General features: G+C 50.4%; 11 protein-coding genes and 1 pseudogene. 5 read left to right on the forward strand and 7 right to left on the reverse strand.

Going from position 1 to position 15,782, the window contains the following annotated elements; genetic code table 11:
• From GSQ66_RS06180 to GSQ66_RS06200, 5 genes and pseudogenes are all read left to right on the forward strand, one after another.
• Positions 1–4,367, forward strand: a pseudogene (locus GSQ66_RS06180) (CusA/CzcA family heavy metal efflux RND transporter).
• Positions 4,368–4,371: 4 nt separating this feature from the next.
• Positions 4,372–5,511 (forward strand): efflux RND transporter periplasmic adaptor subunit, encoded by a 1,140-nt coding sequence (locus tag GSQ66_RS06185; RefSeq protein ID WP_162426661.1) that lies wholly within the window; start codon positions 4,372–4,374, stop codon positions 5,509–5,511.
• 29 nt (positions 5,512–5,540) lie between these two features.
• Positions 5,541–6,674: a VIT1/CCC1 transporter family protein gene (locus GSQ66_RS06190; protein ID WP_162426662.1), complete on the forward strand. Its 1,134-nt coding sequence runs from the start codon at positions 5,541–5,543 to the stop codon at positions 6,672–6,674.
• A gap of 64 nt (positions 6,675–6,738) precedes the next feature.
• Positions 6,739–7,428, forward strand: a complete 690-nt coding sequence (locus tag GSQ66_RS06195; protein WP_162426663.1) for a phosphatase PAP2 family protein — start codon at positions 6,739–6,741, stop codon at positions 7,426–7,428.
• Positions 7,429–7,789: 361 nt separating this feature from the next.
• The gene (locus tag GSQ66_RS06200) at positions 7,790–8,671 is read left to right on the forward strand and encodes a phosphatase PAP2 family protein (protein WP_162426664.1); all 882 of its coding nucleotides are present in this window, start codon (positions 7,790–7,792) and stop codon (positions 8,669–8,671) included.
• A gap of 33 nt (positions 8,672–8,704) precedes the next feature.
• On the opposite strand, the gene GSQ66_RS06205 is transcribed toward GSQ66_RS06200, so the two are convergent.
• The 7 genes from GSQ66_RS06205 to GSQ66_RS06235 all read right to left on the reverse strand — a co-directional run bounded on the left by GSQ66_RS06205 (position 8,705) and on the right by GSQ66_RS06235 (position 15,780).
• On the reverse strand, positions 8,705–9,577 hold the full coding sequence (locus GSQ66_RS06205; RefSeq protein ID WP_162426665.1) for a phosphatase PAP2 family protein: 873 nt from the start codon (positions 9,575–9,577) through the stop codon (positions 8,705–8,707).
• A gap of 31 nt (positions 9,578–9,608) precedes the next feature.
• Positions 9,609–10,769: a DUF3570 domain-containing protein gene (locus GSQ66_RS06210; RefSeq protein WP_162426666.1), complete on the reverse strand. Its 1,161-nt coding sequence runs from the start codon at positions 10,767–10,769 to the stop codon at positions 9,609–9,611.
• Positions 10,770–10,813: 44 nt separating this feature from the next.
• Positions 10,814–11,041 carry a DUF4266 domain-containing protein gene (locus tag GSQ66_RS06215; RefSeq protein WP_162426667.1) on the reverse strand — a complete coding sequence of 76 codons (228 nt, stop codon included), beginning with the start codon at positions 11,039–11,041 and terminating at the stop codon, positions 10,814–10,816.
• Positions 11,042–11,052: 11 nt separating this feature from the next.
• On the reverse strand, positions 11,053–12,114 hold the full coding sequence (locus GSQ66_RS06220) for an FAD:protein FMN transferase (RefSeq protein ID WP_238395839.1): 1,062 nt from the start codon (positions 12,112–12,114) through the stop codon (positions 11,053–11,055).
• A 16-nt stretch (positions 12,115–12,130) separates the two neighbouring features.
• Entirely contained in the window at positions 12,131–12,607 is a 477-nt protein-coding gene (locus GSQ66_RS06225) for a thioredoxin family protein (protein WP_162426668.1), read from the reverse strand.
• Between the two features lie 382 nt (positions 12,608–12,989).
• Positions 12,990–13,967 carry a ring-cleaving dioxygenase gene (locus GSQ66_RS06230; protein WP_162426669.1) on the reverse strand — a complete coding sequence of 326 codons (978 nt, stop codon included), beginning with the start codon at positions 13,965–13,967 and terminating at the stop codon, positions 12,990–12,992.
• A gap of 37 nt (positions 13,968–14,004) precedes the next feature.
• On the reverse strand, positions 14,005–15,780 hold the full coding sequence (locus tag GSQ66_RS06235; RefSeq protein WP_162426670.1) for a SulP family inorganic anion transporter: 1,776 nt from the start codon (positions 15,778–15,780) through the stop codon (positions 14,005–14,007).
• Positions 15,781–15,782: the final 2 nt, after the last annotated feature.

Below are 15,782 nucleotides of genomic sequence, written 5' to 3' on the forward strand. Positions count from 1 at the left end.
ATGCTCAACAAGATCATATCCTTTTCGATACAGAACAAGCTCATTATCGGGCTTTTCGTGATTGCGCTAATCATCGTGGGTGGCTATAATGTAACGCGGCTGCCGATAGATGCCGTGCCCGACATCACCAACAACCAGGTGCAGGTCATCACGGTAGCTCCTTCGCTGGGCGCGCCCGACATCGAGCGGCTGGTTACCTTCCCCGTAGAGCAGGCCAACAGCAACATTCCGGGCATCAAAGAGATCCGCAGCTTTTCCCGCTTCGGGCTTTCACTGGTAACCATCGTGTTTGAGGATGGCGTAGACGTATACTGGGCCCGGCAACAGGTAGCTGAACGCCTGCAACTCGTGCAGCAGCAAATACCACAGGGCGTGGGCACGCCGGAGTTAGGGCCTGTCACCACCGGCCTGGGTGAGATCTACCAGTATGTGGTGCGCCCCGGGAAAGGTTACGAAGGCAAGTATGACGCCACGGAGCTGCGCACGATCCAGGACTGGATCGTGCGGCGGCAGTTGCTGGGCGTGCCGGGCGTGGCCGATGTCAGCAGCTTTGGCGGCTTTCTCAAGCAGTACGAGATCGCGGTAGACCCCAACCGGCTCAAATCCTACGGCCTGTCCATTGCCGATATTTTTACAGCCCTGGAAAACAACAACCAGAACACCGGCGGCTCCTACATCGACAAAGGCGACGCGGTGCTTTTCATCCGCAGCGAGGGCCTGCTTGGAAGTATAGAAGACATCCAAAGTATAGCCGTCACCAGCACCAAAGATGGCACGCCCGTGTACCTGCGCGATGTGGCTGAGGTAGGCTATGGCCATGCCAGCCGCTTCGGGGCCATGACCTACAACGACCAGGGCGAAGTAGCCGGTGCCGTGGTGATGATGCTCAAAGGTGCCAACAGCAACGAAGTAATTAAAAATGTAAAAGCGCGCATTGCCCAGATCCAGGAATCGCTGCCCGAAGGCGTGGTGATCGAGCCCTTCCTGGACCGCACCAAAATGGTAAACAACGCCATCAGTACAGTGGAGAAAAACCTGGCCGAAGGCGCCCTGATCGTGGTGTTTGTGCTGGTGCTTTTCCTGGGCAACCTGCGGGCCGGGCTCATTGTGGCCTCGGTTATTCCGCTGGCCATGCTCTTTGCCATCACCATGATGAACACCTTTGGCGTGAGCGGCAACCTCATGAGCCTGGGGGCGCTGGACTTCGGCCTGATCGTGGACGGGGCCGTGATCATTGTGGAGGCCGTGCTGCATACGTTCCATTTCAACAAGCGCTTTGCCACCACAGACCGCATCGATCAGGCCCAGATGGACGATACCGTGCAACAATCGGCGAGCCGTATGATGAACAGCGCCATTTTCGGGCAGATCATCATCCTGATCGTGTACCTGCCTATCCTTTCGCTGCAGGGCATCGAAGGCAAAATGTTCAAGCCTATGGCCCAGACGGTCACCTTTGCCCTGATCGGGGCAGCCATACTTTCCATTACCTACGTGCCCATGATGAGCGCGCTGCTGCTGAGCAAAAAGATCAGCCACAAACCTACTTTCTCCGACCGCATGATGGCCCGCATCGAGCAATTTTACGAGAAGCGTCTGCGCCGGGTGATCGACTTCCCTAAAACCGTGATCGCCGGGGCAGTCATCCTTTTTGCCGGTGCCGTAATGGTGCTCATGACCCTGGGCGGTGAATTTATCCCCAGCCTGGAGGAAGGCGATTTTGCCGTAGATACCCGCGTGCTGACGGGCAGCAACCTGAACACCACCATCAAAGCCACCCAGCAAGCGGCAGGTATACTGCTGGACCGTTTCCCGGAGGTGGAGAAAGTGGTAACCAAAATAGGCTCCGGCGAGATCCCGACCGACCCCATGCCCATCGAAGCCAGCGACATGATGGTGATCCTGAAACCAAAAAAGGAATGGACCTCCGCTACTACATTTAATGACCTGGCCGAAAAAATGGGGACTGCGATACAGGAGGTGCCCGGTATTACGGCCGGTTTCCAGTACCCGGTGCAAATGCGTTTTAACGAGTTGATGACCGGCGCACGGCAGGACGTGGTGTGCAAGATATTTGGCGAGGACCTGGATACACTGGCGCGCTATGCCCAACGCCTGGGCAACCTGGTCAACACCGTGGACGGCGCCACCGACCTGTACGTGGAAACCGTGACCGGTATGCCGCAGATCGTGATCAAGTATAACCATGCCGCCATCGCGCAGCACGGCTCCAACATCGCCGACATCAACCGCACAGTCAATACGGCTTTTGCCGGCGTGAGCAGCGGGCTGGTGTTTGAAGGCGAACGGCGCTTTGACCTGGTGGTGCGCCTGCAGGGCGAGCTGCGCCAGAACCTGGGCGACGTACAGAACCTGCTGATCCCGACACCAAACGGCCAGGTGCCTTTGTACCTGCTGGCCGAAGTGCAACTGCAGGAAGGCCCCTACCAGATCCAGCGTGAAGACGCCAAGCGGCGCATCATGGTGGGCTTTAACGTGCGCGGCCGCGACGTGCAAAGTATCGTAGACGAGCTACAGCAGAAAGTACAGCAGCAACTCCACCTCCCTCCCGGCTACTACGTGGTGTACGGCGGCGCTTTCGAGAATCTAGAAGCAGCCAAAAAACGCCTGTCGGTGGCCGTGCCAGTGTCGCTGGCCTTAATTTTCCTGTTGCTATACTTTGCCTTCCGGTCGGTGCGCTACGGCTTGCTCATTTACTCGGCCATTCCGTTGTCGGCCATTGGCGGCATATTTGCCTTGTGGCTCCGCGACATGCCGTTCAGTATTTCGGCTGGTGTGGGCTTTATCGCGCTCTTTGGGGTGGCGGTTTTAAATGGCATTGTGATGATCGCGGAGTTCAACCGGCTGCGCCTGGGAGGGGCAGGAGCCTGCAGGAAATTGTGCTGGAAGGTACCAGGTCGCGGTTACGGCCGGTGCTGATGACGGCAAGCGTGGCCAGTATGGGCTTTCTGCCGATGGCGCTCAGTTCCGGGGCAGGCGCCGAAGTGCAGCGCCCGCTGGCTACCGTAGTGATCGGTGGTTTGATCGTGGCTACGCTGCTTACCTTGTTTGTGCTGCCTTCACTCTACATCCTTTTTGAAAAAGCGGCCCATCATGATACGAAACCGATGAAGCCCATTACCAAAGCTGTAGGCATTCTACTCTTGCTGCTGTTTCCCGTAATGGCTTCGGCACAACAAACCATCACACTGGAACAGGCTATTGCCAAGGCCCAAAAGCAAAACCTGCCCTTGCAGAACGAGCGACTGCAGGCTGCCTCGCTGCAAAAACTGCAGGGCACTGCCTGGGATGTGCCGCAAACCACCGTAGCCGGCGAGTATGGCCAGATCAACAGCGCCTACAAGGACACCCGCTTCAGTGTAGCCCAAAGTATAAAGTTCCCAGCGGTGTATGCCCGGCAAAAGCAACTCCTCAAGCACCAGTGGCAGCAAAGTATCCTGCAGTCGGAACTCAGCGCCTACGACCTGCAGTGGCAGGTAACGCAGCTGTACTACGAGTTGTTGTTCACGCGCGAAAAGCAACGCCTGCTGCTCCGCACCGACAGCCTGTATGCGGAGTTTCTCAGGACAGCCGAGCTACGGTTTAAAAAAGGCGCCAGCAACATCCTGGAGAAAAACACGGCCCAAACCCAGCGCGGCCAGGTAGGCCAGCAACTACGGCAACTGCAACACGATATGACCGGGCTGCAGCAACAGTTTCAGCTGCTGCTCAACACCGATACCCTGTACCTGCCTTCCGCTGTGCCGCTTAAAATGGACCTGGCTATACTTCAGGATTCGGCTATAGTTGCCGCCCATCCCTACTTAAAACTGCTGCAGCAGCAACAGGAAGCAAGCCAGGCAAAAACCAAAACCGAACAAGCCCACCTCCTCCCCGACCTGCAGCTGATCTACAACAACCAAAGTATAAAGGGGTTGCAGAACATCGACGGCGTGGAGCAGAGCTATACTTCCTCGGACAGGTTTGCCTCTGTTGAACTGGGCGTTGGCATTCCTTTGTTTTTCGGGGCGCAGAAGGCGCGGATACAGGCAGCCAGGATACAGGAGCAGGTAGCCCGCAACAGCTACGAGGCAGGAAAACTATCGCTGGAAACGCAGTTGCGCAAGGCCCTGGAGCAATACAAAATAGCAACAGAAAACCTGGCCTACTATGAAAAGACTGCCCTGCCCAACGCCAAATCCATCATCAGCATAGCAGACGAGCAGTTCCGGGGCGGCGAGATCGATTACCTGGAGTGGGTGCTGCTCACCAACCAGGCCATCGCCCTGCAAACCGGCTACCTCGATGCCGTGCGAACCTACAACCAAAGTATACTTGAAATCAGTGCCTTAACCGGAAGCAGATAAGCTCATGAAAAATATCCTTTCTATAACTATAGTTGCCCTGCTACTGGCTGGCTGCAGCTCCGAAAAACCAACCGAATCTGCCGTTGCTGAAAAGCAGCAGGAAACCAATTTGGTGCAGCTTACGCCGGCGCAAATGAAAAATGCGGGTGTTGAAGTGGGCAAACCAGAACGCAAAACCATTTCCACGGTGCTGCGGGTGAACGGCGTGATGGAAGCGCCGCCCCAAAGTATGATTTCGGTGAGTGTGCCGCTGGGCGGATACCTCAAAAAGACCACCCTGCTGCCGGGCATGTACCTGAAAAAAGGTGCGCTGATGGCCGAACTCGAAGACCAGGCCTATATCCAGCTGCAGCAGGATTACCTGACCGCCAAAGCACGGCTGGCCTACCTGGAACAGGAATACAGCCGCCAGCGCGACCTCAACCAAAGCAAAGCCACCAGCGACAAAGTATACCAGCAAACCCAGGCTGACTATAAAAGCCAGCGGGTATTACTGCAGGCGCTGGCCGAAAAGCTGCGTATGGTAGGCCTAAACCCAAACCGGCTGACGGAAAACAACCTCACCCGCACCCTGCGCCTATACGCGCCCATCGACGGCTATGTGACCAAGGTAAACGTGAATGTGGGCAAGTATGTCGTGCCGACGGATGTGCTGTTCGAACTGGTAGACCCGCGCGACCTGCACCTGAAACTCACCGTGTTCGAAAAAGACCTGGACAAACTGGCGATCGGGCAGCAAGTGCTGACTTTCCGGGCTAATCAGCCGGAAAAAAAGTACCCCGGAAAGATCATTTACATTGGCAAAGACGTAGCCAACGACCGTGCTGTGGAAGTGCACTGCCACCTCGAAAAAGAAGACCCCGCACTGGTGCCCGGCATGTTCATGAACGCTGAAATTGAAGTTCAGAGCAAGGAAGCCTATACCTTGCCCGAAGACGCCATTGTCCGCTATGGCAACAAGCAGTACGTGTTCGCGGTGCGGGACAGCAGCGTTTTCGAGATGGTGGAAGCCAAGGCCGGCAATTCCGAACACGGCTTTACTGCCCTCGTGCCAGGGCCGGCCTTACAGCCAGACAAGCAGACCTACGTCACCAAAGGCGCTTATTCGCTGCTGATGAAACTAAAGAACAAGGAAGAAGAGTAAACAGATTTATACTTTAAACAGCCCTAACTATGGCAACAACAAGTGTTATACCGGAGAAGAGGTACAGAGACAGCCTTCAAACTGAAGTAGATGCCGCCTTTTTGTATGGGCGCATTGCCGCCGCGGAAGAAGTGCCGGCCATTGCCAACATGTTCCGGGAGCTGGGCGAAATAGAGCAGGAGCATGCCACCAAGATGCAGGCAAAGCTGCAGCGCGACGGTATCGCCATCGTGCTGCCGCCTCCCTCCGGGCGCGCCCGCGTGCTCGACCGCATCGGCAAGATACTGGGCTACGGCTACGTGGTAGGCGTGCTGATGGACACCGAGAAAAGTATAACCGCTGCCCAACTGGCCCAGAAAGAGAAAAGCAACATTCCCATTTCCGGCGACGAGGCAAATCATGTCAAAATTCTGCAGGCGCTGCTGAGCAGTAAAAGCAGAGTATCAGGTGAACATATTGCCCGCATTGAGGGCAAGCACAGAAGTATAGGCGGCAACGCGCTGCGGGCGGCGGTGCTGGGCGCAAACGACGGCCTGGTATCTAACATGAGCCTGGTGATGGGCGTTGCCGGCGCCACCGACGGGCAGAGCGGGGTGCTGCTGGCAGGCATGGCCGGATTGCTGGCAGGTGCCTTGTCGATGGCGCTGGGCGAGTGGATCTCGGTGAAGAGCTCGCAGGAGCTGTACGAGCGGCAAATGGCTCTGGAAATGCTCGAGATAGAGACCAACCCCGAAGGAGAAAGGCGTGAGCTGGCGCTCATCTATATCGCCAAAGGCATACCCGAAGCACAGGCCCACCAGATGGCCGCCACCGCCATGCAGGACACCGAGCATGCACACGAGATCCTGGTAAAAGAAGAACTGGGCATAAACTCAGAGGAGCTGAAGGGCTCTGCCTGGGAGGCCGCCATTACTTCTTTTCTGCTTTTCTCTGTCGGGGCTATACTTCCGGTTATTCCTTTTTTCTATGCTTCGGGCTTCATGGCCATCGGGCAAAGTCTTTCCTTCAGCACGATCGGTTTGTTCGTGATTGGATCAGCCATCACGCTTTTTACCGGCAAAAGCATATGGTTCTCCGGTTTCCGGCAGGTACTGTTCGGGTTGGCAGCGGCTGCCATCACCTTTGGCATCGGTAAGCTGATCGGGGTAAGTATAGCAGGGTAATTGACAGTTTACAAAGGTATTTTACAGAGTATCATTAAAGGCTGTGTCAATCAATAAAAGAAGCTTGGGACAAACATTATTACACCTGATAGCGCTGCTTTCAGTAAAGGTAGTAACATTGAGTCTTCTATTCCTGATTTGCCTTTTAGTAACTTACTCCATAGTGCACGATGTATTTACAGATAGCGATACAGGGTTTGACTCCAGGATGTTTGCCATTGCTGATCACCTTGCTTCGCCAGGTATGACACATTTTATGCGAACTATTTCTTTTTTAGGGTCTGAAGACTACCTGATCATACTACCAGCACTGATCATACTAATTTTTTCGTTTTACAAAGATATGCGCTGGAACAGCTTGCGCATACTTCTTATCTCCTTTATAAGTTCTCTTCTAAACCAGATACTGAAACTATACTTTCAACGCCCCCGCCCTTCTATGGCCCTGATAAATGCCTCAGGATTAAGCTTTCCGAGCGGACATGCCATGATTGGAGGCGTTTTTCACGGATTGCTTATCTATATAGTTTTTACCACTGTGGAAAGCAAATTCTGGCGTTGGCTCCTAACGCTGCTACTTACGCTTATTATGTTACTGGTCGGGTTTAGCCGCATCTATTTAAAAGTACATTATGCTACCGATGTGGTTGCTGGTTATACTATGGGATTGATCTGGCTTTTGATCTCTTTATACCTGCTTTCTGTGATAGAAAATGTTTACATCACAAGGTATAAACAACGTAACATACAATGAAAGCTCTTCAAACCGTACACTGTAACCAATTTTAAAGTGCTAATACTCCGAGTAAGATCAATGGAGAATCTGTTTCCAAAGCAAGGCATCTGAGAACAAACTGATACTTTCTGTCAGGTGTGCGTTCCAACTGACCAATTCCTATCGAAGCACTGAAGAAAATTTTGTGTGCCCTTCTTTTTACCGAGTGAAGAACAGGATCATAACACTCAGTTCTTCGTTATATATTAATAATGCCAATTGGATGGAGACCACGAAATACATTTCCAATTAGCGTAGTCTCTTCTATCACTTAGCCACTCTCCCCAGGTTGTAAGTATCCCTCCAGGTAATCGATACCATCAAACTTAAACACTGTTACATGATAAAAAACTTATTTACGCTCTGGCTTACCTTCATCCTGATGTTGGGTTCGTGTGGACAGGAACTTATGGCACAGGAAACAGATACCCTCCGAAAATATGAGAAGTCCCGGCCAGATAGTCTGAAAGTACCTTTCTATAAAACCAAACTGTTTAAGGCAACTATAATCCCGGCTGTGCTTATCGGGTATGGGGTAAGCACTATTAAGGATAATGGCATCTACTCAAGTTATGACGCACGCAAAGATATATTAGATGCTTATCCAAACTTTGATACGTGGCTTGATAATCCCCTCTTGATAGCGCCCTATGTAGAACTGGCCCTTGTAAACCTGTTACAGGTAAAATCAAACAACGATTTTGTGAACACGGCGCTGGTTACCCTTAAAGCCGAAGCGTTAATGGCTACGATGGTTTTTGGTCTTAAAGAGGTTACAAAACTGGAACGCCCGAATGGAGAGGATAAGAACGCTATGCCATCAGGACACACCGCTCAAGCTTTTCTGGCGGCATCTATAGTACATACAGAATTAAGGCATCATAGCCAGTGGTATGGTGTGGGTGCATATGGCATTGCAACCAGTGTGGCAGCTATACGCATGTTAAAAAACAAGCACTGGCAATCAGATGTATTTGTAGGAGCAGGAATTGGTATTCTTTCATCCCATCTCTCCTACTTATCTCACCGTAACCGCTGGGGACGTAAACCTTTTACATTAGTACCATCTTTTAATTATGGAACAACAGGAGTTGCTCTATTTATCAGCTTAGATGACTTACAGTATGAGAGAAAAGCGCCCGGAACGCAAAGTTACTACTGGCTGAATAAAACCATACAGGCCCCTCCTGTTGATAATTTGTCCGCTAATAAAATTTATTAGGGCCTTATAAAGTGGGCTTTCTTCAAAGCAAATTTAAAATATAAGCAGTGCACTAACGCCACCTGATCTTATACCGGGCTGAGGTGTGATCAACAGCTTTTGTTTACGTAGCATCAGTTTTTGGTCTAGCAAATCATATAAATAAAGCGTTCCTTTTGCCGAAAGGTATCCCACCAAGGCACCTGCCAGAACATCTGTTGTCCAGTGGGCATTATCGTTTATTCGTGACAGCCCTACCATAGAAGCAATACCGTAAGCTAAAGGCGGAACTATAGGATGCTCGTAACGGTAAACGGAAGCTACTGAGGTTGCTACTGCAAACGCAGTAGTGGTATGGGAAGACGGCAAAGAGGTATGGGCCGGACTCAGCGACGGGCCATCAAAAAAATGATTATCGTCGCCGCTGTCAGGTCTGTGCCGATGGAACTGATGCTTGAGTACTTCTGTAAAACCTGCGCTCACCAATATACTACCGGTAGCCAGTATGCCGGCTTTTTCCAGTTTTTTATCTTTCATGAGCATACCTGTAGCTGCTGCTGTTACGGCAAGTGGCAGCATATAATGTTGCCGGCCCAGTGGCTCTACAACAGAAGCTAGCTTATCAACTACCAGTGACCTGTTGGAATACATAAAGCGCTGTACCGGCTCATCCACCCAGGCAAAAGTCGCTGTCCAGAGACCAGCACCTGCAACTATAAAGGCTGCATTTTTTATGACTGTTGATCTTTGCCTGCTTTCTTTCTGAGCCTCTATTCTAATAACCTGATCTAATGTATCCGGGCTATGGCCATACCTAACTGAATCTATAGTTACAGCCGGTACCTGAGCATGCACAGTGGAAACTATAGACAACAACATAAACAGGAAAATGCCATGCCTGCAATTACCAAGAGAAACCAGTTTCATACGCCGCTAAATTTCAAAAAAATGACACTTCCTACTCGTTACCCGGTATCGTAAAGCCCAGGTCTGCACTGATAATAAAGGCCTTCAGCCCGTCGCTTCGCCAGTAGTTGCCGCCACGCACTTCTATACTTTTAAACTGCGTGGTATTGCGGGAAAATGGCAGGCCGAAATGAGTGATACCTTCCAGCGGAGAGTAGCGCACGCCAAGCCCGACTTTATGACTGTTTATTCCTGCCAGATCGTAGTCAGAAGTATACAGTTCTTCGGTGGATAAATGTGCTTTGTAGGGTGAGAAATAATCTACAGCCGTTTGAGTGTGGTAGCGGTAGAAGGGATAAAACGAAAAGAACGGCCCTATTTTGATCGACGTTTCCAACTCTATCGTATTGGCTGTCATACCCCAGCTATCGGTATAGAAGCGGTAAAAGAAACGCATGGTCAGGTAATCCGAGGTGTAATAATTAAGCCGCAGACCGACAGGATATTTATACCGGGTATCTGGCAGGCGCTCTATGTCGGGAAGTTCCTGATCTGCAAAATATACCCGCTGGAATGGCGTGGAAAGCAAACCGGTCTGGTACACTACGTCTGATGAGAGCGCAGCCTGCATTTTCCGGTTGATCACCTGTGAAAGGGTAGCCGACAAACTATAGGACTGGCGTTTGTCCTCGTCCAGTAATTGTCCCTTACCGCGCAGCTCGATGGGGTAAATACGCGACCAGGTATCGAAAAAGGCCAGCGCACCCAGGCTTAGTTCCCGGTTTCCGTCTTTAGAAACGATAGCCCAGTTCGCTCCTACCGAAACAGACTGGTAATCGTACTCGGTGGAGCCGCCGATGGTAATGCCCTTTATCGTGCGGCGGGCGTTGTTGCGGCGGCTTATCCCTACATTCAGGTGGGTACGGGTGTCCGATTTGGAAGCACCGGAAACGTTATAGTCTATTTGATCCGAAGATGCAGAAGTATAGAAATCCATCCCGAAATTCACGTTCAGGTTAGTAACCGTATCCAGCGGCACATTCACGATAATGGTGGGCGTCACATCGGTCAGTTCTTCGGTGCCAATGCCACCCGTAACCGGAGAATGTTCTCCTGTCTGGCTATAATAGCTGCCAAGTATGTTTACTTCAGCCGGCGACAATTCACGTGTCCTGCGGCCTTTAGCAGTTGCTGTTGTTGTATTTTGCGCCATCGTTGCAGTAGCCACCGAGCAGGCCACCAACATCCCGATATACCTTAGTTGCATCCGCAGCCTCCTCCCATTTTACCGCCTGTCGCCCCGGATGCCCCTTCCCGGTAGCTTTCAAAATTCATTTCAAACGTCTGCACCTTGCGGGCACTCAACTGCATTTCTTCTTCGTTCAGATACGACTTCTGATAAGGCTTTACCGTTTCGCAACTGCTCAGCAAGCCAACTATAAGCAGGCCTGCAAAAACAGCTAATGGTTTGAAGTGCATTTTCATAGTTCAGGGGATTACGGTTGTGCTTTGGCTGTTTTGTTATCTTTCTCAGGGGATTTCCTGTTCTGATAAAAGTGCAGGCTCAGGTTATCGGAGGCAAGCATTTCATCTTTATCCGTTATCAGCAGGCACTCCACTCCTTTCAGTTGATTGATCAGGTATAAACCATCCTCCGGGCCAAGTACATAGGTAGCGGTCGCCAGGGCATCAGCCAGCTCGGCATCAGGGCAGATAATGGTCACGCTCTTTATACCGGTGGCCGGGTAGCCGGTTCTGGGATCAATGATGTGGCCATAGCGTTTGCCATCTATTTGGGCAAACTTTTCATAGTCGCCGGAGGTAACGACCGCTGTTTCGCTGGCCGTAAGCCAGCTGAATACTTTATCTTTTTCGGCAGGGTCGGCAATACCTACATACCAGGGCTGGCCATCGGGTTGTTTGCCCCAGGTGGTCATGTCGCCAGCGGCATTCACTACTCCGGCTTTAATGCCCATTTTACGCATCACATCCCGGGCCCGGTTAGCCGCATATCCTTTGCCGATCGCTCCAAACCCGATCTTCATTTCCGGATCTTCCAGGTATACGCTATAGTTGGCAGGGTTGAGTTTAATGCGCTGGTACCCGATATGCTTCACAGAGGCAGCCACATCTTCAGGAGCAGGAAGTCGGGTCATGCTGCCATCAAACTTCCATAGTTTATAAGCGGCTGCAAACGAGATATCAAAAGCACCATCAGTAAGCTTAGAAATTTTTATGCTGCGGGAAATGAGGTTGTATAGTTCCGGGTCAACGGAAACGGGCATGGAGCCTGCCGCGCGGTTTATGGCGCTGGTCTGGCTGGTGGGCTGCCATTCCGAGATCAGGGCCTCGATGCGTTTTATTTCGTTTACGCCTGCATCTATGGCTTTGGTAGCCAGCTGCTCGTTCTCCGACACTGCTACCAGTTCAAAACGGGTACCCATTAAAAGGAGCACCTTCTTGTGCGCTTTGGCAGAAGAAGGTGCTCCCTGGGCAATGCTTTCTGCTTGCATCAGTAGCAAACTAAGTATAACAAGTAAGCTAAGGCGATGCAGCATGGGCAGTGGTTTTCTATTAGTGGTGCAACAGTTTATTCAGGTGTTGTACGTAAGCTTCGGGGCCTCCGGTTTTATATCCGGTCTTAGAAATTACTTTTCCATCTTCATCCACCAGCACTACCAGCGGGAACATGCCCTCTGTATTATACTTTTCGGCCAGCTGCTCGTTATGCTTTACCTGCTCGGCTGGTAACTGGTTCTTTTTAAATCTCGGAAAATCGAGCTCTAAAAGCACCAGGTTATCTTTTGCGTACCTGGCAAACGCGTCTGTATTCCATACTTCCTTGTTTAGCAGAATGCAGGGCTTGCACCAGTCAGAACCCGCAAAAACCATCAACACAGGTTTGTGTTCTGCTTTTGCCTGCTTCATAGCCGCATTATACTGATGCAGCCAGGCTTCGTGGCCAGGTATGGTTTGCGCCTGTACCTGGTTTGCCGAAACAAACAGAGATACAAAAAGGAAAACCAGTAGAGAGATGCGCTTTTTTAACATAGTAGCGAAAATTTAAAGTGAGACTTATACATGCACAGCTATATACCTATGCTGTGCTATTACAACTTTGCAGGCATAGGTATAAGTTCAAATGCGATGTAAGTTTGTTTCGCTAAAATGTGCTGATTAATTTTCTAAGAATACAAGGTAAAACAAGCCATCTCATTGCACCTCAGCCATAAAAAACCAAACAACACGATAGTTGTAGCCAACGGAGATATTGCCGGTTTTGGTGGATAATAAAACACTTGAATTGGAAGAATGCCAGATAAACTATCGGGCCACCTATAATAGGTTATAAGCTTTTAATAGATGGTCCTATCAAAATTTATTTCTAATCCAATGTTCTACATTGCTGCCTGGTCAACTGTCTATATAGTATCTATTCTTTTTTGAATTCTATAGTGCTTCTCACCGTATCAATTGGTCGCACTAATTTCTCTATTTGTGCTCGCTTTGGCTCTAAAAAGGGAGGCAAAGACAATTTCTCGCCCAGCGTTTCATAAGGTTCATCGCCCATAAATCCGGGACCATCCGTCGCAAGCTCAAATAAAATCTGAGGTGCCACCCTTGTGTACAAGGACTCAAAAAAGTAACGGTTAACATATCCTGATGTAGGTAATCCCAGGTTGCTCATACGCGCTGTCCATTCGTCTAACACGACCCGGTCGGCTACACGAAAAGCTGCATGATGTACCGTGCCAAAACCTTGTTGTGCCTGCCGCAGATCAGGGTTATCTTCAACTATAACCGAGGCACCGTTACCTCCTTCACCCATTTCAAATAAATGAAAATCACCTTCCTTGGCAGTCACTTTGAATAACAATACCTTTTCAAGTATTTCCTTAAATGCATCAAAGTTGGCAATGCGCACAAATACTGGCCCTAAACCTGTAATAGCATGTTCCAGCGGGACGGGGCCTTTTTGCCAGGGTGTTCCCGCTTTCACTCCTTTATCTGTCTCATCGGATATCAGTTGGTACTGCTGATCATCAAAATCGACGAACGAAAGTGTCTTCTTACCAAACTGTTCATTAACCCCGGAGTGCTTCACTTCCAGCCGGTCAAATCGTTTTTCCCAATAATCTAATGCAGCATCGGTTGGCACCCGAAACGATGTCTTCGAGATCTCATTTGTGCCGTGTATCCCTTTTGGAATACCCGGAAAATCAAAGAAGGTCATGTCAGTACCTGCACTCCCCACGTCATCGGCAAAAAACAAATGATAGGTTTGTATATCATCCTGATTAACTGTTTTCTTGACCAGGCGCATGCCCAATATATTCGTGAAAAACGCATAGTTCTTTTCCGCGCTACTGGTGATGGCTGTGACGTGGTGTATTCCTTTTAATTGGTTCATTTTCTATTTCCTCTAAATGTGAGTTCTAAGCTTAGTTTTACGAGAGCACTTTTGTATTTGCGATTTCTCCACCTTTAAGCCAATCCTGTGCATCCTGAACCGCTTGTATGGTGCTTTTACCTATGATCTCTTCTTTCTTCAGTAGTTCTATGCCCTCTAAAACTTCCAGGGTAGCCTGTGCCTGAAAGGCGGCAAAACTGTTCTCTCCCAGTTCAGTGATGTAAAACCGGCCTCCCGCCTTTTTTATCTTTTCATAAAAATTCTCGATCACCTCGGTCAGAGTTGCACCAATGTTATTCCGGCCCCTCATCTCTAGGATAATCACAGGTCGCCGGGTTTGTGGAGCAATGAGCGGCCATTGGTTCTCCAGGATCCGGGCACCGGCAAAATGCAGATCACCATCGACCGCAAATATGTGTATAGCCTCACTTTCTATTTCAGCAGGCATGGCTATTTCCTTAAACCAGCTTTCGTTTACAAGCTCCCGTCGGTGCAGCTTTACCAACCGTGACGATGTCAGGAAATAAAGGGTAAACGAGAGAAGGACACCGATCAGTACCGCGTACTGCACGGGCATAAACAACGTAACCAGAAAGGTACTGATCAAGCCGATTCTGGAAGCCCATCCGGCATGCCATACCTGCATATTCTCTTCCAGTTTCAGGGAATTAGCCATGGCATAGATCATGATAGCCGCCAGAACCGGCATGGCTACGTTCCCTATCAAAGCTGGGAGCAGCAGCACGAGTGCCAGCACCAGCAAACCCGAAAAGATGCCTGCCCAACGACTCCTGGCCCCCGATACAATGTTTAGCGAAGTGGACCCTAATGAGCCGCCAACGCCGATGCCGCCGAACAGCCCGGAGGTAACATTGGCGATGCCCTGGCTAATAAAATCTTTGGATGTGTTGGACCGCGAACCATCCGGATTAGGTACACTCTGACTCACACCAGCCGCCTGAATCAGGGAGATAAGAGCCAGGGAAAGCGCACCACTGAATAAGGCTGGCTGTAGCAAAGAGAAATCGGGCAACCGAAAGGGAGGCAATCCATTTGGTATCTCCCCAACATCATGCACAACTTCTACATCAGCCCATTTCATGAAAAAAATAAAAAGCGACGGCAGAGCAATGGAAACTATAGCCGATTTATTGCCTAAGGGCGTTCTGGGCAGCACTAACATAAAAAAGATGGTAGCCAGTCCGGGAATGAGTGCGTGCCAGTTGGTTAAATGTATTTTCTGAAACAGGTTTATAGTTTGTAGTACTTTATTCGCCCCCTCCGCCGGGATAGCGAAAAGCGTTGGCAACTGACTTAAGATGGTAAGGATGGAAATGCCCGCCAGAAAGCCCGTCATAACAGAGTGCGAAACAAATCGCACCAGGTTTCCAAGCTTCAGCAACCCCATCAGGATCATAAGTGCACCTGAGAGAATGACCAGTAAAAGCAGGGCATCTACGCGCTGCGCTTCCGGGTAAGCCTGTGTAAGCTGATATAATAGAAAAGCAGCTGCACTGGTGGTGGAAATGATCATCAATTTCGAGCTGTTGAAGATACCACCTACCAGGCAACCGTAAACTGCTGCAAACAACCCCATAATGGGGCTTACCCCAGCCAGCAGTCCACAGGCCATTCCGTCCGGTATCTCGTTCATGGCCACCGTCAGTCCGGCATTGGCATCATCTTTCAGCGTTGATACTTTTGTCTGCTTCTGGCGGCTTTCCTCAACGGTGCGTTTGAGCGTTGCCTCCCCCGGAAGCAGGTCTTCCGGAGGCTCTATTGGCTTCTCTCTGTTTACCGGTTTTATGTTCATGT

Source organism: Pontibacter pudoricolor, assembly GCF_010092985.1.
In the GTDB taxonomy this organism is placed as follows: domain Bacteria; phylum Bacteroidota; class Bacteroidia; order Cytophagales; family Hymenobacteraceae; genus Pontibacter; species Pontibacter pudoricolor.